The 20,235-nt window shown below is 58.6% G+C and carries 17 protein-coding genes and 3 tRNA genes; 12 read left to right on the top strand and 8 right to left on the bottom strand.

The window, feature by feature from the left end:
• Window positions 1-10: 10 nt before the first annotated feature.
• From Q668_RS10550 to Q668_RS10530, 5 genes are all read right to left on the bottom strand, one after another.
• Window positions 11-556: a cob(I)yrinic acid a,c-diamide adenosyltransferase gene (locus Q668_RS10550; protein ID WP_022989569.1), complete on the bottom strand. Its 546-nt coding sequence runs from the start codon at window positions 554-556 to the stop codon at window positions 11-13.
• A gap of 24 nt (window positions 557-580) precedes the next feature.
• Window positions 581-1,465 carry a ketopantoate reductase family protein gene (locus Q668_RS10545; protein ID WP_022989568.1) on the bottom strand — a complete coding sequence of 295 codons (885 nt, stop codon included), beginning with the start codon at window positions 1,463-1,465 and terminating at the stop codon, window positions 581-583.
• Between the two features lie 4 nt (window positions 1,466-1,469).
• Complete coding sequence (locus Q668_RS10540) at window positions 1,470-4,322, bottom strand: valine--tRNA ligase (protein ID WP_022989567.1); 2,853 nt, start codon at window positions 4,320-4,322, stop codon at window positions 1,470-1,472.
• Between the two features lie 156 nt (window positions 4,323-4,478).
• On the bottom strand, window positions 4,479-4,991 hold the full coding sequence (locus Q668_RS10535) for a DNA polymerase III subunit chi (RefSeq protein ID WP_022989566.1): 513 nt from the start codon (window positions 4,989-4,991) through the stop codon (window positions 4,479-4,481).
• Window positions 4,981-6,471: a leucyl aminopeptidase gene (locus tag Q668_RS10530; protein ID WP_022989565.1), complete on the bottom strand. Its 1,491-nt coding sequence runs from the start codon at window positions 6,469-6,471 to the stop codon at window positions 4,981-4,983. Before Q668_RS10530 ends, Q668_RS10535 begins: the two co-directional genes overlap by 11 nt.
• Window positions 6,472-6,699: 228 nt before the next feature.
• On the opposite strand from Q668_RS10530, the gene lptF reads away from it, so the two are divergent.
• Together lptF and lptG are read left to right on the top strand one after the other, a co-directional pair.
• The gene (gene lptF, locus Q668_RS10525; RefSeq protein WP_022989564.1) at window positions 6,700-7,803 is read left to right on the top strand and encodes an LPS export ABC transporter permease LptF; all 1,104 of its coding nucleotides are present in this window, start codon (window positions 6,700-6,702) and stop codon (window positions 7,801-7,803) included.
• Entirely contained in the window at window positions 7,796-8,857 is a 1,062-nt protein-coding gene (lptG, locus tag Q668_RS10520; protein WP_022989563.1) for an LPS export ABC transporter permease LptG, read from the top strand. The genes lptF and lptG overlap by 8 nt, the downstream gene beginning before the upstream one ends.
• 15 nt (window positions 8,858-8,872) lie before the next feature.
• On the opposite strand, the gene Q668_RS10515 is transcribed toward lptG, so the two are convergent.
• Complete coding sequence (locus tag Q668_RS10515) at window positions 8,873-9,409, bottom strand: RDD family protein (RefSeq protein ID WP_022989562.1); 537 nt, start codon at window positions 9,407-9,409, stop codon at window positions 8,873-8,875.
• Window positions 9,410-9,568: 159 nt separating this feature from the next.
• Here Q668_RS10515 and alaS point away from each other — a divergent pair, with 159 nt between their 5' ends.
• The 6 genes from alaS to Q668_RS10485 all read left to right on the top strand — a co-directional run bounded on the left by alaS (window position 9,569) and on the right by Q668_RS10485 (window position 14,361).
• Complete coding sequence (gene alaS / locus Q668_RS10510; RefSeq protein ID WP_022989561.1) at window positions 9,569-12,199, top strand: alanine--tRNA ligase; 2,631 nt, start codon at window positions 9,569-9,571, stop codon at window positions 12,197-12,199.
• A 102-nt stretch (window positions 12,200-12,301) separates the two neighbouring features.
• Window positions 12,302-13,543: an aspartate kinase gene (locus tag Q668_RS10505; protein ID WP_022989560.1), complete on the top strand. Its 1,242-nt coding sequence runs from the start codon at window positions 12,302-12,304 to the stop codon at window positions 13,541-13,543.
• 170 nt (window positions 13,544-13,713) lie between these two features.
• A complete protein-coding gene (csrA, locus tag Q668_RS10500) occupies window positions 13,714-13,911 on the top strand; it encodes a carbon storage regulator CsrA (protein ID WP_022989559.1) in 198 nt (65 codons plus the stop codon).
• Between the two features lie 126 nt (window positions 13,912-14,037).
• Window positions 14,038-14,127, top strand: a tRNA-Ser gene (locus Q668_RS10495).
• Between the two features lie 59 nt (window positions 14,128-14,186).
• A tRNA-Arg gene (locus Q668_RS10490) sits at window positions 14,187-14,263 on the top strand.
• Window positions 14,264-14,284: 21 nt separating this feature from the next.
• A tRNA-Arg gene (locus Q668_RS10485) sits at window positions 14,285-14,361 on the top strand.
• Window positions 14,362-14,405: 44 nt separating this feature from the next.
• On the opposite strand, the gene Q668_RS10480 is transcribed toward Q668_RS10485, so the two are convergent.
• Window positions 14,406-14,942, bottom strand: coding sequence for a DUF2058 domain-containing protein (locus Q668_RS10480; RefSeq protein ID WP_036219739.1), 537 nt, complete (start codon window positions 14,940-14,942; stop codon window positions 14,406-14,408).
• Between the two features lie 104 nt (window positions 14,943-15,046).
• On the opposite strand from Q668_RS10480, the gene dbpA reads away from it, so the two are divergent.
• The 4 genes from dbpA to Q668_RS10460 all read left to right on the top strand — a co-directional run bounded on the left by dbpA (window position 15,047) and on the right by Q668_RS10460 (window position 20,063).
• A complete protein-coding gene (gene dbpA, locus Q668_RS10475; protein ID WP_022989557.1) occupies window positions 15,047-16,420 on the top strand; it encodes an ATP-dependent RNA helicase DbpA in 1,374 nt (457 codons plus the stop codon).
• A 223-nt stretch (window positions 16,421-16,643) separates the two neighbouring features.
• Window positions 16,644-16,895 carry an OadG family protein gene (locus tag Q668_RS10470; protein ID WP_022989556.1) on the top strand — a complete coding sequence of 84 codons (252 nt, stop codon included), beginning with the start codon at window positions 16,644-16,646 and terminating at the stop codon, window positions 16,893-16,895.
• Window positions 16,896-16,936: 41 nt separating this feature from the next.
• Window positions 16,937-18,715 carry a sodium-extruding oxaloacetate decarboxylase subunit alpha gene (gene oadA / locus Q668_RS10465; protein ID WP_022989555.1) on the top strand — a complete coding sequence of 593 codons (1,779 nt, stop codon included), beginning with the start codon at window positions 16,937-16,939 and terminating at the stop codon, window positions 18,713-18,715.
• A 13-nt stretch (window positions 18,716-18,728) separates the two neighbouring features.
• The gene (locus tag Q668_RS10460; RefSeq protein ID WP_022989554.1) at window positions 18,729-20,063 is read left to right on the top strand and encodes a sodium ion-translocating decarboxylase subunit beta; all 1,335 of its coding nucleotides are present in this window, start codon (window positions 18,729-18,731) and stop codon (window positions 20,061-20,063) included.
• Here Q668_RS10460 and Q668_RS17205 read toward each other — a convergent pair.
• Window positions 20,047-20,235, bottom strand: a 189-nt coding sequence (locus Q668_RS17205) for a hypothetical protein (protein WP_036219735.1), incomplete at its 5' end; no start/stop codon positions are given. The genes Q668_RS10460 and Q668_RS17205 overlap by 17 nt on opposite strands.

Raw genomic sequence — 20,235 nt, 5'->3', positions numbered from 1 at the left:
ACTCCCCCTCCTACTCGATCTCCCAGAGAATTTCCTGGGCGCCGTCCCTGCGGGCCAGTACCCGCGCAACTACGAACAGCAGGTCGGACAGCCGGTTCAGATAGTGGCGGGAGGCGGTGTTGATGGAGTCTTCGTGGCCCAGGGCCACAACTACCCGCTCGGCGCGCCGGCAAACAGCGCGGGCCATGTGGCAATGAGCCGCAGCAGCGGAGCCACCGGGCAGGATGAAATTCTTCAGGGGAGGCAGGCCTTCGTTGTAATGGTCCAGCGTGGTTTCCAGCCAGGTGATGTGGTCATCCCCGATGACTTTGCTGCCCGGAATGGCAAATTCCCCGCCCAGGTCGAACAGGTGGTGCTGGATGCGGCGAAGCACCTCAATCAGCGCATCATCCGCCGGTAAGGTTTCCACCAGGATACCGATATGGCAGTTCAGCTCATCGGCGGTTCCCATCGCTTCCACTCGCTGGGCGTTCTTGGCAATCCGGTTGCCATCGGCCAGGCCGGTAGAGCCATCGTCTCCGGTGCGGGTGTAGATCTTTGACAGGCGATTGCCCATGGTTTGAACTCCCTTCTGTAGTGATCAGTTGAGTTGTTTTACCCGTTCGGTGAGCATTTGGTTCACCGGTGCGGCAATGTTGTACCGATGGCCCAGACGGGCAAGATAACCGTTGATGAAGTCTATCTCGGTTTCTCGGCCCGCCAGCATATCTGCGCGCATCGACGATGTGTTTGCAGCGGTTTTCCGGGCCACGGCTTCGATGGTTTCCCGCAGGCTATCCGGTGCAACTACGGGTTGCCCCGCGGCATCCAGAAGCTGGCTGATTTCCTGGCACAGCGGATCGATCCATTTCAGATAGAACGGCTGGCCCAGGATCTCACCGTTGGGGCAGTCAAGCAGGGCGGTAAAGGCGTTGATGCCGGCATTGATAACCAGTTTCTGCCAGAGCCTGCCGAGAATATCCGGTTCCGGCTGGACTACCAGGCCGCTGGTGGCAAGCTGCTGCGCCACCGGTTCTACATGGGCTTGCCCGGCAGGGTTAAGTGCTCCTAGCCAGGTAGTACCGCGACCGGCGTGAACCGTCAGGCCTGGCTGCGGCCGGTTGGCACCTTCGGTGGTGGAGGCCGCGAGCACAGGCCTTTCAGGCCAGGTTTCGGCAACCTGTTGCTGGCTCCCGAGTCCATTCTGGAACAACACGATGGGCGTTGATGGTGGCGTTGAGGGCAGGGCAGACGTGAGGGCTTCTAGAGTGTCGCCGGCTTTGGTGGTCACCAGTAACAGGCCTGGTGACTGCCCGGATTGAAGCCAGGGAATGGTGACGCTGAATGGTTCGCCTTCGATGGGCTGAAAGCGGTAGTGGACAGGTTCCGGGTGTTGGCCCGGGCGGGGCACAAACGCTACCTGCCCGGCAGGTAGCGTTGCGGCCCAGAGCCGGCCCATAGAGCCGGCGCCGAGTATGGCAATCATGGCCTTACATGGCCTCGATTTCGGCCCGCTGTGCGCTGAGCCGCTGCAGGCTGCCCTGGGCATCCTTCAGCTTCTCTTTTTCCTTCTCGACCACTTCAGCCGGAGCCTTGGCGGTGAACTTCTCGTTGTTCAGCTTGCCTTCCAGGCGGCCGATTTCCTTGTTCAGGCGCTCCAGCTCCTTGTCCAGGCGCTTGAGTTCGGCGCCCTTGTCGATCAGGCCGGCCATGGGCACCAGCACTTCCATTTCGCCCACCAGCTGGGTGGCGCTCATGGGAGCCTTGTCGCCCTCGAACCATTCCAGCTTCTCCAGCTTGGCCAGGGACATCAGGAACTGCCGGTTGTCGTTCAGACGGCGCTGGTCGTCAGCGTTGCCGCCTTTCAGCAGCACTGGTACCTGTTTGCCCGGGGAGATGTTCATCTCGCCTCGGATATTCCGCACCGCCACGATCACGCCTTTCAGCCATTCGATGTCGGCTGCCACGGCGGAGTCCTGCTTGCTTTCGTCCGGCTGCGGGAACGGCTGCAGCATGATGCTGTCGCCGGTTTTGCCGGCCAGCGGGGCAATGCGCTGCCAGATTTCTTCGGTGATGAAGGGCATCATCGGATGTGCCAGGCGCAGGACGGCTTCCAGCACGCGAACCAGGGTACGGCGAGTGCCGCGCTTGGCTTCGGGGCTGGCGTTGTCGTCACTCAGGGCCGGCTTGGACAGTTCCAGGTACCAGTCGCAGTATTCGTTCCAGATGAACTCATACAGGGCGTAGGCGGCCAGGTCGAAGCGGTACTGGTCCAGGTGACGGATCACTTCCTGCTCGCAGTGCTGCAGCTCGCTGATGATCCAGCGGTCGGCCAGGGACAGTTCCACCGGCTCGTCGTTTACGCCGCAGTCTTCGCCTTCGGTGTTCATCAGCACATAGCGGGCGGCGTTCCACAGCTTGTTGCAGAAGTTGCGGTAGCCTTCCAGGCGCTTCATGTCCCAGTTGATGTCACGGCCGGTGGTGGCCATGGCTGCCAGGGTGAAGCGCAGGGCGTCGGTGCCGTGGGCAGCGATGCCTTCCGGGAATTCCTTCTCGGTGCGCTTGCCGATCTTCTCGGCCAGTTTCGGCTGCATCAGGTTGCCGGTGCGTTTTTCCAGCAGATCCGGCAGGCTGATACCGTCGATCATGTCCAGCGGGTCAATAACGTTACCCTTGGACTTGGACATCTTGTCGCCGTGCTCGTCCCGGATCAGGCCGGTGACGTATACGGTTTTGAACGGTACCTGAGGGGTGCCGTCTTCGTTTTTCATGAAGTGCATGGTCATCATGATCATCCGGGCAACCCAGAAGAAGATGATGTCGAAACCGGTCACCAGCACGTCCGTGGGGTGGAAGGTTTTCAGGCGTTCGGTGATTTCCGGCCAGCCCAGGGTGCCGAAGGTCCACAGGGCGGAGCTGAACCAGGTGTCCAGAACGTCGTCGTCCTGTTTCAGTTCCAGGTCTGCGGCCAGGTTGTGCTTCTGGCGTACTTCGTCTTCGTTACGGCCCACATAAATGTTGCCTTCGGCATCGTACCAGGCCGGAATCCGGTGGCCCCACCAGAGCTGGCGGGAAATGCACCAGTCCTGGATGTCGCGCATCCAGGCAAAGTACATGTTCTCGTACTGCTTGGGCACAAACTGGATACGGCCGTCTTCTACAGCTTCGATGGCCGGCTTGGCCAGGGTCTTGGCATTGGCGAACCACTGGTCTGTGAGCATCGGCTCGATGATCAGGCCGGAGCGGTCGCCACGGGGCACGCTCAGTACGTGGTCTTCAATTTTCTCGACCAGGCCTTCGGCTTCCATGTCTGCCACGATCTGCTTGCGGGCGGCCTCGCGGGTCAGACCGGCATAGGCTCTGGGCATGGTGCCGTCGATGTCGGTGTTCTCGGTGCCGTCAGAGTTGAAGACCTCGGCGATGTCCCGGATATTCGCATCCTGGGTCATCACGTTGATCATCGGCAGGTTGTTGCGCTTGCCCACGGCGTAGTCATTGAAGTCGTGGGCCGGGGTGATCTTCACGCAGCCGGAGCCTTTTTCCGGATCGGCGTGGTGGTCGGCCACGATGGGAATCCGGCGGCTCACCAGCGGCAGAAGAACATGCTGGCCGATCAGGTGCTGGTAGCGCTCGTCGTCCGGGTGCACGGCTACGGCGGTGTCGCCCAGCATGGTTTCCGGGCGGGTGGTGGCGACGATCACGTAGTCTTTGCCGTCCTGGGTTTTCTGGCCGTCTGCCAGCGGGTAGCGCAGGTGCCAGAAGAAACCTTTTTCTTCCTTGTTCTCGACTTCAAGGTCAGAGATGGCGGTGTGCAGTTTCGGGTCCCAGTTCACCAGCCGCTTGCCGCGGTACACCAGGCCGTCTTCGTACAGGCGGATAAATACTTCCTGCACGGCTTTGTAAAAGCCATCGTCCATGGTGAAGCGTTCGTTGCTCCAGTCCACGGAGTTGCCGAGGCGGCGCATCTGGCGGGTGATGGTGCCGCCGGAGTGCTCTTTCCAGTCCCAGATACGCTTGATGAATTCTTCCCGGCCCAGGTCGTGGCGGGTTTTGTCTTCTTCTGCAGCCAGTTTGCGCTCAACCACCATCTGGGTGGCGATGCCGGCGTGGTCGGTGCCCACGGTCCACAATGCGTTACGGCCCTGCATGCGCTTGAAGCGGGTGAGGGTGTCCATGATGGTGTGCTGGAACGCATGGCCCATGTGCAGGCTGCCGGTCACGTTGGGTGGCGGGATGGCGATGCTGTAGGAATCGCCTTCTCCGCTGGGGCGGAAATAGCCTTTGGATTCCCAGTTTTCGTACCACTGGCGCTCGATGTTTTCTGGCTGGTAGGTTTTTTCCATGGGATTATGCAGTGACCGTTTTGGTTGATTCACATAGAGAAATTCTGAATTGGGCGATTATACATGGTCGCTGTTGATGCGGCGAACCTCTGTGAAACGTAGCCTGCTGATTTGGTGCAGTGTGGGGTCCTTTCGCGGATTTAGTGGCAAAAAAAATCACCGCCGCCGCATATCATGCACCCGAGCCTCAATCCCCATCCCCCGCAGCTGTTTGTAATGCCCGCGAGCCAGGTTCAACACAGCTGGATCATTATGGGCTACAAGCGCCAGGCGGCGGTACTGATCGGCGTCGTCGGGCAAGGTCGAGGACAGCACGATAACGGTATCCCAGTCCGTAGCGGCCGGCGGGTAAAGCAGGATGCCGACAGGGTCGGTGCAGGGGGTGGTCGGGTCTTTGGCGATGCTGTGGGGGATGTAGGCTTCCGGGGTGAAGTTCCACAGCAGGTCGTCGAGTTCTTTGGCTTGGTCTTCGGTGTCGCAGAGGATGCACACGCGGTCGCCCTGCTGCCAGGCTTTGTCCACCAGTTTGGCGGCGTGGAGGTTTCTGGCGGCGGGGGTGTTCTGGGCGAGGATGTGGAACCAGTAACGTTGGTTCTTTTCGTCCCGGCCGGAGGGGCCGGCAGCTGGGCTGCCGGGCTCCGGAGTAGGGGTTGGCTGGTTATCCTGCATGGGACATCAGGTAGTCGACCAGCAGGGGCACCGGGCGGCCGGTGGCGCCCTTGGCTTTGCCGGAGTTCCAGGCGGTGCCGGCGATGTCCAGGTGGGCCCAGGAGTAGTCCTTGGCGAAGCGGCTCAGGAAGCAGGCAGCCGTGATGGTGCCGGCCGGCCGGCCGCCGATGTTGGCCATGTCGGCGAAGTTGCTGTCGAGCTGGCTCTGGTATTCGTCCCAGAGCGGCAGGCGCCAGGCGCGGTCGCCGGTGCGCTCGCCCGCGGCCAGCAGTTCGTTGGCCAGTTCGTCGTTGTTGGACAGCAGGCCGGTGGCGTGGTTGCCCAGGGCGATGATGCAGGCGCCGGTGAGGGTGGCCATGTCGACCACAGCAGCCGGGTCGAATTTCTTCACGTAGGTGAGGGCGTCGCACAATACCAGGCGGCCTTCGGCGTCGGTGTTGAGGATTTCAACGGTCATGCCGCTCAGGGTGGTTACGATGTCGCCCGGGCGGGAAGCGCCGCCATCCGGCATGTTCTCGGCGGCAGCAATCACCGCGACTACGTTGATTTTGGGCTTGGTCTCAGCCAGTACTTTCATGGCGCCGAATACGCTGGCGGAACCGCCCATGTCGTACTTCATCTCGTCCATGCCTTCGCCGGGCTTGAGGCTGATGCCGCCGGTGTCGAAGGTGATGCCTTTACCCACCAGCACGTAGGGTTTGTCCTTGGCTTTGCCGCCACGGTATTCCATCACGATCAGGCGCGGGGGCTGCTTGGAGCCTTTGCCCACGGCCAGGATGGTGTTCATACCCATCTTTTCCATCTGCTTTTCATCAAGCACTTCGGTCTTGATGCAGTCGTGTTCCTTGGCCATGGCCTGTGCCTGTTCGGCCAGCCATACCGGGTGGCAGATGTTGGGCGGGGTGTTACCCAGATCCTTGGTGTAGTTCATGCCGCGGCCGGTGGACAGGCCCAGGTTGAAGGCATCTTTCAGGGCTTTGCCGGCACCGGAGGCCTGTACGGTCACTTTCTTGAGCTTGCGGGCCGCAGGCTTTTCACTTTTGAAACCGGTGAAGCTGTACAGCTGGTCTTCCAGGATGCGGCCAATCAGGTTCAGGCGCGCTTCTTCGTTGCTGACAGCATCTTCGCCCTGCAGGGCCGTGTCGGCCAGGCAGATCAGGGCGTTTTTGGACGGGCCGTCTTTCAGGGCGCCCATCATGGCGATCAGGGCTTTACGGAAGTTGGCCGGTGTGCGGTCTGCATCTTTGCCGGTGCCGACCACAACCAGGCGCTGCCAGGGCTGGTCGACCAGCGGGATGGTGTTAACTGAAGCATTCTTGCCGGTCAGGTCGCCAGCTTTTTCGAGTTGCTTGATCAGCCCGCCCAGGGTTTCGTCTGCCTGTGTTGTGGTGTCAGGCCAGGTACCTTTTTCGGGGAGGCCGATGACCAGGCAATCGGTTTTGGTGGCGGCAATGGCTTTACTGCTCAGGCTGAAATTCATGGCAACTCCCGTTGTCAGGTTATTCTGTTTAGGTCCGCGCCGGGCGGGTTTGATCGAATGTTAATAAGGATTGGGGCAAAGCCGCGAATAATCAAGCGATAAGGCCTTATCGTTACGATGGCTTTAACGAGTTGTTCCTGTACTGTCATTCATTCCCAAGGTTACATAGAATACGCGCAGTTCCTCTTATCCTCCATCTCCTGAAAGGGCGCGGCCAGAGAGATCAGTTTGAGCATCATTTTCCGTTACCTCATCCGCCAGATCATGGTCAGCATGCTTGCTGTTTCCGGCATTTTGTTGCTGGTGTTCATGAGCGGCCGGTTTATCAAGTACCTGGCGAGTGCGGCTGAAGGCGAGCTGGCAGCGGGCGTGTTGTTCGCCATTATGGGCTACCGTTTCCCCGGTTTTCTGGAGCTGATCCTGCCCTTGGGATTGTTTATCGGCATTCTGCTGGCCTACGGCCGGATGTACCTGGAAAGCGAGATGACGGTGCTGTTCGCCTGCGGCGTCAGCGAGCGGGAGCTGTTGCAGAAAACCCTGGTGGGTGCGCTGCCGGTGATGCTGGTGGTGGGCGCAATGAGCCTGTTTATCTCACCCTGGGGTATGAAGCAGGTGGAACATATTTTCAACGAACAGCGCAAAGCCACCGAGTTTGAAATGCTCGCGCCCGGGCGGTTCCAGGATCTCAGCTCCGGTACCCGGGTGACCTATACCGAAGCGCTCAGTGACGACAAGCGTGAGCTGCAGGGTGTGTTCATTGCCGAGCACGGTCGCAACGGTGAAGGCGTTACCCTGATTACAGCAGAGACCGGTTCGCAGTTGATCGACGAGAAAACCGGCAGCCGGTTCCTGATTCTGGAAGAAGGCGGCCGCTTTCAGGGTATGCCGGGGCAGCTGGATTACAACGTAACCCGGTTCGAGGCCTATGGCCTCAAGATCCAGGCCGGCGACGCGGGTGATCGCGAGCTGGAAGAGGGCATCAGTACGCTGGATCTCTGGCGATCAGACAACCTTGAAGATCGCGCCCTGTTGCACTGGCGCTTCTCCCTGCCGTTAATCGTTCCGATCGTTACCCTGCTGGCGGTTCGTCTGAGCCGGGTGAATCCCCGGCAGGGCCGGTTCTTCCATCTTTTACCTGCAATGCTCGTGTATATCACCTATCTGGGCCTTCTGATCGTGGCCCGGGACGCACTGGCAGACGGCAAGGTGCCGGAGTGGATCGGCATGCTCTGGGTGCACGCGCTGTTCCTGGCGCTAGGGTTATGGCTGCATTTCGGGCCGGCCTGGCTGCATCGCCGCCGGCTGGAGAAGGAGGGCCGTGCCAGTGCGTAAGATCGACAACTATGTAATGCGCACCGTTGGCGGTGCCATGTTCCTGGTGATGGTGGTGGTGCTGTCGCTGGATGTGATCTTCGCCTTCATTGCCGAGCTGGAAGATACCCGCAACGATTACCAGACGGTGCAGGCGCTTTGGTACGTGGCGCTCACCTTGCCCCGCAGGATCTACGATTACCTGCCGCTTGGCGCTTTTATGGGGTGCCTGGTTGGGCTGGGGGCCATGGCGAGTTCGTCGGAGCTAACGGTGATTCGCGCCGCCGGGGTGTCGCTGAAGCGGATTGTCTGGTCTGCCATGAAGCCGGCGCTGGTTATTGTGTTGCTGGGTGTGGCGATTGGTGAATACGTGGCACCCAACACCGAACGGCTGGCTCAGAGCGACAAGGCCATAGCCCTGGGGGCGGGCAAGAATGTGGCATCGGCCCACGGTGTCTGGCACCGGGAAGGCAATACCTTCATGCACCTGAATGCGGTGCAGCCGGATGGCGGCCTGGTAGGGGTTTCGCTGTTCCGGTTTGATGATCAGCGCCAGCTGGAGCAGTCCAGCTTTTCCGAGCGGGCGGTGTTCCAGGGTGATCACTGGTTGCTGGAAAACGTGGCGGTGACCCGCATGGAAGGTGAGCAAACGGTGCGGGAAGCCCATGAAACCCTGCGCTGGGATACCGGCTTGTCTCCAGACGTATTGAGTGTGCTGATTGTGAAGCCGGAAAACCTGTCGATGAGTGGCCTGTATACCTACGCCACCTATCTGGGGGAGCAAGGGCTGACTGCGGCACAGTACTGGCTGGCGTTCTGGAAGAAAGCACTGATGCCGCTGGGTACTGCGGTCATGGTGCTGGTGGCGATTTCCTTTGTGTTTGGCCCCTTGCGTTCTGTAACCATGGGCTTCCGGGTGTTTACCGGCTTGCTGGTGGGCTTGTTGTTCAAGTACATGCAGGATCTGCTCGGGCCCATGAGCATGGTGTACGGCTTTAATCCCATGATTGCTGTGCTGGCGCCGATTGCCATCAATGCCGTGGTGGGTGCGGTGTTGATGAGAAGGGCCGGCTGAACCGGCCCGGAAGGCTTACTTTTTCGCGGCTTTTTCTACCTGAACCACAACGCTGTTGGAGGCCCGGTCGGTCAGTGACAGTCCGTTGATCGGGTAGAACAGAGCAATAATGGCGGGAACGCTGATCAGCAGGGTAACGGTACCGATGTAATGGCTTGCCAGCATGGTGAGGAAAACCACCGCCGAGGCTGTGCCGTAACGAAACAGGGCCTGGGTCCAGCTCACTGACGTGCCGTCCAGGTTTTCGATCCGAACCCGCCATACTTGCATGCCCAGGGTCTGGCCGATTCGGGTCCAGAAGTAGGCAAAGAACAGATACAGCACCAGGAAGAGCACGAAGGTGAGCCCCGGATCGCCCGAGAGCTGGCCGGCCTCAGCCATTTGTTCGTACTTGTCCCAGCCCGTAATCCACCCGGCAATCATGGTATAAATCCAGGTGGCGACCAGCAGGACCGCAATACTGATCAGGCCATCGTAAATAATCGCCAGAGCCCGCTTGAGGGCGGTTGCCGGTGGCAGCAGTTGCTCGGCGTCATGAAAGCGTCGGGGCATGGGGTCTCCTGTGAGGTTTCACGTTTTTCCTGTTCTCGGCGTGTGCTAGAGTAGCGGATTTGCACACGCATGTAAGTATTCGTATTTCAATCGCGGACTTGCCGGTTGTTCCGGCAGGTTTCTGGCAAGGTGTTAAAGGTCGAAAGGTATCAAAGGTCTATGAAAACCGCAGAGTTGCGACAGGCGTTTCTGGAATATTTCAAACAGCAAGGTCACACCATTGTGCCGAGCAGTTCCCTGGTACCGGCAGACGACCCGACACTGTTGTTCACCAACGCTGGCATGAACCAGTTCAAGGATACCTTCCTTGGCCGTGAAGAGCGCGACTACAACCGGGCAACATCGTCCCAGAAGTGTGTGCGCGCCGGGGGCAAGCATAACGACCTGGAGAACGTGGGCTATACCGCCCGCCACCATACCTTCTTCGAAATGCTGGGCAACTTCAGCTTCGGTGATTACTTCAAGCGCGAAGCCATTAACTTTGCCTGGACCTTCCTGACTGGTGAGAAGCACCTGAACCTGCCCCAGGAGAAACTGTGGGTAACGGTTTATGCCGAAGACGATGAAGCCTTTGATATCTGGAACAAAGAAGTTGGCGTTCCAACAGACCGCATTGTTCGCATTGGCGACAACAAGGGTGCGCGCTACGCTTCTGACAACTTCTGGCAGATGGGTGACACCGGCCCCTGCGGCCCCTGCACCGAAATCTTCTACGACCACGGCCCGGACGTAGCGGGCGGCCCTCCTGGTAGCCCGGAGGAAGACGGCGACCGCTACATCGAGATCTGGAACGTGGTGTTCATGCAGTACAACCGCACCGCCGATGGCGAGATGCTGAACCTGCCCAAGCCTTCTGTGGATACCGGTATGGGTCTGGAGCGAATTGCAGCGGTGTTGCAGGGCGTTCACAGCAACTATGAAATCGATCTGTTCCAGGATTTGCTGAAAGCTGCTTCTGAAATTCTGGGTGGTGCAGCCACTACCGAGGCCTCGCTGCGCGTCGTGGCTGACCACATCCGCTCCTGTGCCTTCCTGATTGCCGATGGCGTGATGCCGTCCAACGAAGGCCGTGGCTTTGTGCTGCGCCGGATCATCCGCCGTGCAGCCCGCCACGGTAACAAGCTGGGTGCGAACGAACCATTCTTCTACAAGCTTACCGGTGCCCTGGTTGAACTGATGGGCGATGCCTATCCGCAACTGGTCAGCAGCCGCAAGCAGATCGAAAGAGTACTGCTGCAGGAAGAAGAACAGTTTGCCAAGACCCTGGACAAAGGCCTGCGCCTGCTGGAACAGGATATTGCCGAGCTGAAGGGTACTGAAATTCCCGGCGAAACCGTCTTTACCCTGTACGACACTTACGGTTTCCCGGTAGACCTGACCAACGACATCGCCCGCGAGCGCGGCCTGACCCTAGACTATGAAGGCTACGAAAAGGCCATGGAAGCCCAGCGTGACCGTGCCCGGGCTGCGAGCAAGTTCGGCATTGATTACAACGCCGCAGGCATCACCATCGAAGGGAAAACCGAGTTTACCGGTTACGATCACATCGACGGCCACGAGCGAATCCGCACCGTTCTGGTGAATGGCGAAGAGAAAACCGCCGAAGCCGGTGACGAATGTGTTGTGGTGCTGGAGCGTACTCCGTTCTACGCAGAATCCGGCGGCCAGGTGGGTGACACCGGCCTGCTGACCTGGAGCGGTGGCCGGTTCAAGGTAACCGACACCCGCAAAGAAGGCGATAACCACCTGCACGTGGGCACGCTGGTAGAAGGTGAGCTGTTCCCGGGGCTGGAAGTTGACGCGCGTATTGACCACGCCCGCCGTGAACGCACCAAGCGTAACCACTCCGCCACGCACCTGCTGCACGCAGCACTGCGTAATGTGCTGGGTGAGCATGTAACCCAGAAAGGTTCCCTGGTAGACCCCGACAAACTGCGTTTCGACTTCTCCCATTTCGAGGCGGTCACTGCCGAGCAGCTGAAAGAAATCGAACGCCAGGTGAACGAGCAGGTACTGGAAAACACCCCGGTTGAGATCGACGTTACCGATATGGAAACGGCCAAGGCCAAGGGCGCTATGGCGCTGTTCGGCGAGAAGTACGGCGATGAGGTTCGGGTTCTGAGCATGGGTACCGATCACTATTCTGTTGAGCTGTGTGGCGGTACCCACGTATCCCGCACCGGCGATATCGGTTTGTTCCGTATTACCTCCGAGAGCGGTATTTCCTCCGGCGTTCGCCGTATTGAAGCGGTGACCGGCTTCGGCGCACTGGAATGGCTGGACGCCACCGAGCGCACACTGCGTGAAACCGCCCGCCTGGTTAAGGGCACCCGCGAGACTGTCGTGGAGAAAGTTCAGCAGGTTCTCGACCGCAACCGTCAGCTGGAAAAAGACATGGATGGCCTGAAGGCCAAGCTGGCCAGCTCCGCCGGCAGCGACCTTGCTGGTAACGCGGTTGAAGTTGCCGGCTTGAAAGTTGTGGCAGCAGAGCTGGAAGGTGCAGACCGTAAGGCCCTGATGGAAACCGCTGACCAGTTGAAGAACAAGCTGGGCGAGGGTGTGGTAGTGCTGGCCACGGTGGAAGACGGCAAGGTAACACTGGTTGCCGGCGTAACCAAGTCCGCCACTGGCCGCATCAAGGCTGGCGACCTGATGAAGCATCTGTGTGCCCAGGTAGATGGTAAAGGCGGTGGTCGCCCGGATATGGCTCAGGGCGGTGGTAACGATCCGTCCAGGCTGGCAGATGCCCTGGCCGGAGTTCCGGGCTGGGTCGAGCAAAATATCGGATAAGCAACTTTTTCGGAAGCGGGCGGAGGTTTATAATTCCGCCCGCTTTATTTGACTGGCGGAGCCTGGCTCCGCTGTAAGGCCCGTTTCGGAGTTTGGGAAAGCATGGCTCTGTTGGTTCAGAAATTTGGTGGTACATCCGTCGGCACAACCGAACGGATTGAAGCGGTCGCTGACAAGGTGTGTCAGCTCCGCAAAGATGGTCACGACATTGTGGTGGTGGTCTCCGCTATGAGCGGCGAGACCAATCGCCTGATTGCCCTGGCCAACGACATTATGGAAGAGCCCACGCCCCGCGAAATGGACGTGCTGGTTTCCACCGGTGAGCAGGTCACTATCGCCCTGTTGTCTATGGCGCTGCAGAAGCGCGGCTGTGATGCCCGGTCTTATACCGGCTCCCAGGTGCGAATCCTGACGGACAGCAGCCATACCAAGGCACGCATTAAAGATATCGACGAGCAGAACATGCGCGCGGATCTGGATGCAGGCCGGGTTGTTGTGGTTGCCGGTTTCCAGGGTGTTGATGAGCACGGCAATATCACCACGCTGGGCCGCGGTGGTTCCGATACCACAGCCGTTGCCTTGGCGGCGGCGCTGAAGGCGGACGAGTGCCAGATTTACACCGATGTTGACGGCGTTTATACGACCGACCCGCGGGTAGTAGACAGCGCGCGCCGGCTTGAGCGAATTACGTTCGAAGAAATGCTTGAGATGGCCAGCCTGGGCTCGAAAGTTCTCCAGATCCGGGCCGTCGAATTTGCAGGTAAATACAATGTTCCATTAAGGGTGCTGTCCAGCTTCGCAGAAGGCGAGGGTACCCTGATTACTTTTGAGGATGAGAACGCCATGGAACAACCGGTTGTTTCCGGCATTGCCTTTAACCGTGATGAAGCCAAACTGACCATCTCCGGAGTGCCTGACACCCCGGGCAGCGCCCTGCGAATTCTCAAGCCGGTGAGCGATGCCAACATCGAGGTGGACATGATTGTCCAGAACGTGGGTGAGGATAACAAAACCGCATTCACCTTCACGGTTCACCGTAATGATTTCAAGCGTGCCCAGGACGTTCTGCGCGGCATCAGCACCGAAATCGGTGCCGGTGAAGTGGGCGGCGACACCAAGATTGCGAAGGTGAGCATTGTGGGTGTTGGCATGCGTTCCCATGCCGGCGTTGCAACTAAAATGTTCGAAGCGCTGTCTAACGAAGGCATCAATATTCAGATGATCTCCACATCGGAAATCAAGATTTCCGTGGTGATCGACGAGAAATATCTCGAACTGGCCGTTCGCGCACTGCACAGTGCCTTCGAGCTGGACAAGTCCGGGCTAGTAGAAGAAGGAATGTGAGGGCAGGGTGCCCTTTGCTTCCTCCTGAAGGTCATTGAGGAAATCTATAGGGGTTGGAGATTGTATAAGTATTATTCCGCCTTTAGACTTCGCGGTGATCTCATTATAAAAGCAACAAGTACATAGAAATGTAGTCGGAACAGGTAGCTTTGGAATAGGGAGAAAGGGATATGTTGATTTTGACTCGCCGCGTTGGCGAAACTCTGATGATCGGTGACGAAATTACCGTTACCGTTCTCGGAGTGAAGGGGAACCAGGTTCGCATCGGTGTTAACGCACCTAAAGATGTTGCCGTTCACCGCGAAGAAATCTATCAGCGGATTCAGTCCGAAAAAGGCTCTGACGAGCCGGAACCGGGCAATCGTTGATCAGAAAGAAAGCCGCTCAAGGGAAACCTGAGCGGCTTTTTTAATAATAGGGAAAATCGGTTAGAAAAATATCGTGTCAACCCTATGAAAACAGAAAAATTATGGTAGTATACGCCCCGTTCTCAAGGAGAGGTGGGTGAGTGGCTGAAACCAGTTCCCTGCTAAGGAACCGTACGAGCAATCGTACCGAGGGTTCGAATCCCTCCCTCTCCGCCATTTCCTAGCGGAAAGGCGAGAACCGGTTGAAGTAGCATTCAACCACTGCGAAAGATTGTGCGGCTGTAGCTCAGCTGGATAGAGTACCTGGCTACGAACCAGGCGGTCGGAGGTTCGAATCCTCCCAGCCGCGCCAATTTTCGCCAATCAGTTTCAAGCGGCTGTAGCTCAGCTGGATAGAGTACCTGGCTACGAACCAGGCGGTCGGAGGTTCGAATCCTCCCAGCCGCGCCATATTAAACAAAAAGCCCCGCCAAGTGCGGGGCTTTTTGTTTCTGTTACCACATCAAATCGTCGGGAATCTCATAACCCGCGTACGGATCGTCCTCGCCGGCGTCGTCCTGTTTCCGCTCATGCATTGAGATAACGGCGGCTTCATCCCGTTCCATAATCTTGCGTGCTACCTTGTCCGGGACAACTTCGTAGTTTTCGCCAAGGGCGACGATGGCCAGTCGCCCCCTCGAAAGCTGGTCAACCATCTTGTCGTCCACCAGGATTTTCTTGATCTTCTTGCCGTCAACAAACTGGTAAGACGTCTCGCCCCGGCTGCGATCCAGTCGGTTGGTTTCGATCAGCTGGCGAATCTGGGCCTGGATGGCTTTTTTCTCGGCTTCTTTCTGCCGTTCCAGGTTCAGCTGACGATCCCTTTCGGCCTGCTCCTGCCTTGCCTTGCGTGCGCGCTCTTCGGCTTCATTCACCTGGGCAGCGCCTTTCGGCTGTTGTTTCCGTTGTTTACGCTTTTCGCTGCGAATGGCCCGGGCCTTTTTCTCATCAGCCAGCCCGGCTTTCATAAGTTGTTCCTGCAAAGACGCCATCAGTGACTCCGTGGATTCGTGATAAACTTCAGCAATTATCTGTTCAGTATACGCCGTCAGTGCGCACTCAATAACCCACGTTTACCTCACCTCACGGATTTTTTATGTCTTCTTTCAAAGAGCTGGGCCTGTCGCCTGCCATGCAGGCCAACCTTGACCGGCTGAACTACACGCAGCCAACCGGTATTCAGGTAAAAGCCATGCCGCCGGCAATGGCGGGCAGGGATGTGATAGCCATGGCCCAGACCGGCAGCGGTAAGACCGCTGCCTTCGGTATACCGCTGATCGAAAAGCTGCAACCGAAGCAATTCGCGGTGCAGGCGCTGGTGCTGTGTCCTACCCGGGAGCTGGCAGATCAGGTGGCTAAGGCGTTGCGGGAGCTGGCCCGGGCTAAAGACAACGTAAAGGTGCTGACTCTGTGTGGCGGTGTGCCCATTGGCCCGCAGATTGGTTCGCTTAGCCACGGCGCCCATATTGTGGTGGGCACCCCGGGCAGGGTGGAGGACCACCTTCGCAAGGGCACGTTAAACCTGGATCGCCTGAAAACCCTGGTGCTGGATGAAGCAGACCGGATGCTGGACATGGGTTTTGAGGAAGTGATGACTTCAATTCTTTCGCAGACGCCACGTAATCGCCAGACACTGTTGTTTTCGGCTACCTGGCCAGACGCGATCCGTACCATCAGTGAACGCTTCCAGTCCGAGCCGGAAGATGTGCGGGTTGAGGCGCAGGAATCCGGGCCGGATATTGAAGAGCTGTTCTATGAAATCGCGCCGGATCAGCAGGTTGCTGCCGTGGCGGCCTTGCTTTCGCGTTTCCAGCCATCGGCCAGCCTGGTGTTCTGTACCACCAAGCGCGACTGTGATGAGCTGGCCGACGAGCTTTCCCGGTTGGGGTTTGCTGCCTTGTCTTTGCACGGTGATCTCGACCAGAAAGACCGGGATGGCACGCTGGTGAAGTTTGCCAACCAGAGCTGCACCGTGCTGGTGGCTACGGATGTGGCGGCCCGGGGGCTGGACATCAAGGGCCTGCCGCTGGTGATCAATGCCGAGCCTGCGCGGGATCCGGAAGTTTACACCCACCGCATCGGGCGTACCGGCCGGGCGGGGGAGCAAGGCCATGCGATTACGCTGTGCACGCCGAAGCAGGGGCACAAGATAACCCGTCTGGAAGCTGACCGGGCAAAGTCCGCGGAGTGGGGTGATACGGCCGGGCTACTGGCAGAGCGGGTGCGCCCGCTACGCCCGCCCATGAAAACGCTGTGCCTGGCCGGAGGCCGTAAAGAAAAGGTCCGCCCCGGTGATGTTCTGGGAGCGCTCACCGGTGACGCAGGCATTCCCGGCTCTGCGGTAGGCAAAATCGATCTGTTCGATTTCCAGTGCTTTGTTGCGGTGCAGGTAGAGTGGGCAGATAAGGCGCTCGCCAGGCTTGAAGCAGGTAAGGTGAAAGGCAGGAAAATACGCGTTCGCTTCGCGTAATCGCGCTTTGAATAAAGTGGCGCTTCAGTTGTCTTTTCAGGCCGGAGCGCTCGGAAACTCCCTATAGAAATGTGTCCTTTAGGTTGCTCCTGATCAATGAAACCGGTAAATTACGCGGGATTTTGCCTCCCGTTTTGCTTTTTCAGGCCATAAGACTTTGGTCTTGTTTGGGCTGGTAGTAATCCGGGGAAATCACACAAACCAATACAGGTAGCTGTTCGTTATGAATGACCTGATGTCACAAGCCGTTGAGCTGATGATTGCCGGCATGGGTTTCGTGTTCGTGTTCCTGATTATTCTGGTATTCGCGACCGGCCTGATGTCCAAAATCATTCTGCGGTTTGCGCCGCCAGAGCCGGCAACCCCGGCCAGAACGCCACGTGCCAAGCCGAAGGCGCCCACGTCGGTTGACCCTGACACCGCCGAGGCCATCAAGAAGGCGATTGCACAATACCGGGCACGCCACAAGAAGTGACCCTGGTACAGATTAGAACCTTTTAACAGAAGGCTGACACGATGACTGACACGAAAAAACCGCTTGGGATTACGGACGTAATTCTGCGTGACGCCCACCAATCCCTGCTGGCCACCCGCATGCGGCTGGATGACATGCTGCCGATTGCCGAGAAACTCGACAAAGTCGGTTTCTGGTCCCTCGAGTCCTGGGGTGGTGCTACCTTTGATTCCTGTATCCGTTACCTGGGTGAAGACCCCTGGGATCGCATCCGCGAGCTGAAAAAAGCCATGCCCAACACGCCCCAGCAAATGCTGCTGCGCGGCCAGAACCTTCTGGGCTACCGTCACTATGCGGATGACGTGGTAGAGCGGTTTGTAGACCGTGCCGCCGAAAACGGCGTAGACGTGTTCCGTATTTTTGATGCGATGAACGACCCCCGCAACCTGGCCACCGCCATCAAGGCCGTTCGCCAGACCGGCAAGCACGCCCAGGGTACGATTTCTTACACCACCAGCCCGGTACACACCATCGAGAACTGGGTTGAGCTGGCCAAGGAAATCGCCGACATGGGGGCCGATTCCATCGCCATCAAGGACATGGCCGGTCTGCTGAAGCCTTACGTGGCTTACGACCTGGTCAGCCGTCTGAAGAAAGAGCTGGATATCCCCATTCACATGCAGTGCCATGCCACCACCGGCATGTCCACCGCCACCGCAATCAAAGCCGCCGAAGCCGGCATTGATAACGTGGATGCGGCCATCTCCTCCATGAGTATGACCTACGGCCATTCGCCCACCGAGGCGATTGTGGCGATCCTGGAAGGGACCGACCGCGATACCGGCCTGGACCTGAACCTGCTGGAAGAAATTGCGTCTTACTTCCGCGAAGTGCGTAAGAAGTACGCCAAGTTCGAAGGCAGCCTGAAAGGCGTCGATTCCCGCATCCTGATTGCCCAGGTTCCGGGCGGCATGCTGACCAACATGGAAAGCCAGCTGAAAGAGCAGAACGCCAGCGACAAGTTCGACCAGGTACTGGCCGAGATTCCCAAGGTACGTGAAGATCTGGGCTACATCCCGCTGGTAACCCCGACCTCCCAGATTGTGGGCACCCAGGCGGTACTGAACGTACTGACCGGCGAGCGCTACAAGTCGATCTCCAAGGAAACCGCCGCCATCCTGAAGGGTGAGTACGGTTCCGCACCGGCTCCGTTCAACAAGGAACTGCAGGAGCGGGTTCTGGATGGCAAAGAAGCGATCACTTGCCGCCCGGCTGACAAGATCGAGCCGGAAATGGACAAGTTGACCGCCGAGCTGAAAGACATTGCCAAGGAAAAGGGTATCAAGCTGGCCGAGCAGGAAGTGGACGACGTTCTGACCTACGCCCTGTTCCCGCAGATTGGCCTGAAGTTCCTGGAGAACCGCAACAACCCGGATGCATTTGAGCCGGTTCCGAGTGCTGACGACGTAGCGCCGGCCAAGAAAGCCGCAGGTCCTGAGACCTACACCGTGGAAGTGAATGGCCAGAAGTATGTGGTGGCCGTGAACGAAGGTGGCGAAATCAGCCAGATCGAAGGCCAGGGTGGTGCGTCTTCCGCACCGGCGGCAGCTGCTCCGGCCGCGGGTGACGGCGAGCCTGTACTGGCGCCTCTGGGCGGCAACATCTGGAAGGTGCACGTCTCTCCGGGTGACACCGTGGAAGAGGGCGATGTGATGATTATCCTCGAAGCCATGAAAATGGAAACCGAGGTGCGCGCACCCAAGGCCGGTACCATCGGTGAAGTCTTCATCAAGGAAGGGGATGCCGTCTCCGTTGATGATGAAATGCTGACAATCGCATAAGGGCCAGCATTCCATGGATAAAATGATGACACTGTGGACAGGTAGTGGCCTGTTCAATATCGAGCTCGGCCAGGTGGTGATGATCGCCATCGGCCTGCTGCTCCTCTATCTTGCGATCAACAAGAAGTTCGAGCCACTGCTGCTGGTCCCCATCGGGTTCGGCGGTATTCTGGCGAATATTCCGGAGGCAGGGCTGGCCCTGACTGCGGCGGAGAATGCCATCCACTTCGCATTGAAGAATGGCTCTACGGAGATTCTGGCGGCCCTGGCGGCGCCCCTGGACGTGGCCTACCAGGCCGGCCAGGCGGTGACCCCCGAGCTGAAAGATGTCTTCAAGGAAGCGGTCAAGGAAGCCAGCTACTCCGAAATGGCCATGGCCAATTCCATCGCCCAGGATTACGGCTACGGCAACGGTATGCTGTACAACTTCTACTCCGTGGTAATCGGCAGTACCGTTGGCCCGCTGTTGATCTTCATGGGTGTAGGCGCGATGACCGACTTCGGCCCGCTGCTGGCAAACCCCAAGACCCTGCTGCTGGGTGCAGCGGCTCAGTTCGGTATCTTCGGTACGGTACTGGGTGCGGCCCTGCTGGACTGGACCGGCGTTCTGGAATTTACCATTCTGGAAGCGGCGGCCATCGGTATCATCGGTGGTGCTGACGGCCCGACGTCCATCTATGTATCCAGTGTTCTGGCTCCACACCTTCTGGGTGCGATTGCGGTGTCTGCCTACGCCTACATGGCGCTGGTGCCGATGATCCAGCCGCCCATCATGAAGGCGCTGACCTCCGAGCAGGAGCGCAAGATCAAGATGAGCCAGCTGCGCCCGGTGAGCAAGAAAGAGAAGATCATCTTCCCGCTGGTGGTGCTGATTGCCGTGGTTCTGTTCCTGCCCGATGCGGCTCCGCTGCTGGGTATGTTCTGCTTCGGTAACCTGATGCGTGAGTGTGGCGTGGTAGAGCGTTTGAGCGATACTGCCCAGAATGCGCTGATCAACATCGTGACCATTTTCCTGGGTCTGTCCGTTGGCTCCAAGCTGATGGCGGACAAGTTCCTGGATGGCCAGACCCTGGGTATCCTGGGCTTGGGTATCGTGGCTTTCGGTGTGGGCACCGCTTCTGGTGTACTGATGGCGAAACTGATGAACAAGTTCACCAAGGAACCGATCAACCCGTTGATAGGCTCCGCGGGTGTATCCGCGGTACCCATGGCGGCGCGGGTCTCCAACAAGGTGGGCCTGGAAGCCAACCCGCAGAACTTCCTGCTGATGCACGCAATGGGCCCGAACGTGGCCGGTGTTATCGGCTCTGCGGTTGCAGCGGGTGTGATGATCAAGCTTCTGAGCTGATTGTTTTCACTGCTGTAGTTATAGAGAACCCTGCTTCGGCGGGGTTTTCTTTTTTGTAGCCTGCTAGTTTGGGGGCTGGCACCGGGGTGGCGGGGCCTTCCAAAAACCGCTCCTGCGGCACATCCGTGTGGCGCTTCTGCTCCGCCATCCATGGCTCCGCACATTTTTGGAA

Source organism: Marinobacter sp. ES-1 (genome assembly GCF_000475255.1).
Lineage (GTDB): Bacteria > Pseudomonadota > Gammaproteobacteria > Pseudomonadales > Oleiphilaceae > Marinobacter > Marinobacter vinifirmus.
Note: the sequence above shows the minus strand (reverse complement) of the source record. Positions and strands in the feature narration are given on the sequence as shown.

What these genes read in the sequence shown, in the direction of transcription:
- Q668_RS10515 (WP_022989562.1), bottom strand. Translation starts at nt 9,409, where the DNA reads ATGCCCCGACGCTTTCATGACGCCGAGCAACTGCTGCCACCGGCAACC.
- alaS (WP_022989561.1), top strand. Translation starts at nt 9,569, where the DNA reads ATGAAAACCGCAGAGTTGCGACAGGCGTTTCTGGAATATTTCAAACAG.
- Q668_RS10540 (WP_022989567.1), bottom strand. Translation starts at nt 4,322, where the DNA reads ATGGAAAAAACCTACCAGCCAGAAAACATCGAGCGCCAGTGGTACGAA.
- Q668_RS10535 (WP_022989566.1), bottom strand. Translation starts at nt 4,991, where the DNA reads ATGCAGGATAACCAGCCAACCCCTACTCCGGAGCCCGGCAGCCCAGCT.
- dbpA (WP_022989557.1), top strand. Translation starts at nt 15,047, where the DNA reads ATGTCTTCTTTCAAAGAGCTGGGCCTGTCGCCTGCCATGCAGGCCAAC.
- csrA (WP_022989559.1), top strand. Translation starts at nt 13,714, where the DNA reads ATGTTGATTTTGACTCGCCGCGTTGGCGAAACTCTGATGATCGGTGAC.
- Q668_RS10470 (WP_022989556.1), top strand. Translation starts at nt 16,644, where the DNA reads ATGAATGACCTGATGTCACAAGCCGTTGAGCTGATGATTGCCGGCATG.
- Q668_RS10460 (WP_022989554.1), top strand. Translation starts at nt 18,729, where the DNA reads ATGGATAAAATGATGACACTGTGGACAGGTAGTGGCCTGTTCAATATC.
- Q668_RS10545 (WP_022989568.1), bottom strand. Translation starts at nt 1,465, where the DNA reads ATGATTGCCATACTCGGCGCCGGCTCTATGGGCCGGCTCTGGGCCGCA.
- Q668_RS10505 (WP_022989560.1), top strand. Translation starts at nt 12,302, where the DNA reads ATGGCTCTGTTGGTTCAGAAATTTGGTGGTACATCCGTCGGCACAACC.
- Q668_RS10550 (WP_022989569.1), bottom strand. Translation starts at nt 556, where the DNA reads ATGGGCAATCGCCTGTCAAAGATCTACACCCGCACCGGAGACGATGGC.
- Q668_RS10530 (WP_022989565.1), bottom strand. Translation starts at nt 6,471, where the DNA reads ATGAATTTCAGCCTGAGCAGTAAAGCCATTGCCGCCACCAAAACCGAT.
- Q668_RS10480 (WP_036219739.1), bottom strand. Translation starts at nt 14,942, where the DNA reads ATGGCGTCTTTGCAGGAACAACTTATGAAAGCCGGGCTGGCTGATGAG.
- oadA (WP_022989555.1), top strand. Translation starts at nt 16,937, where the DNA reads ATGACTGACACGAAAAAACCGCTTGGGATTACGGACGTAATTCTGCGT.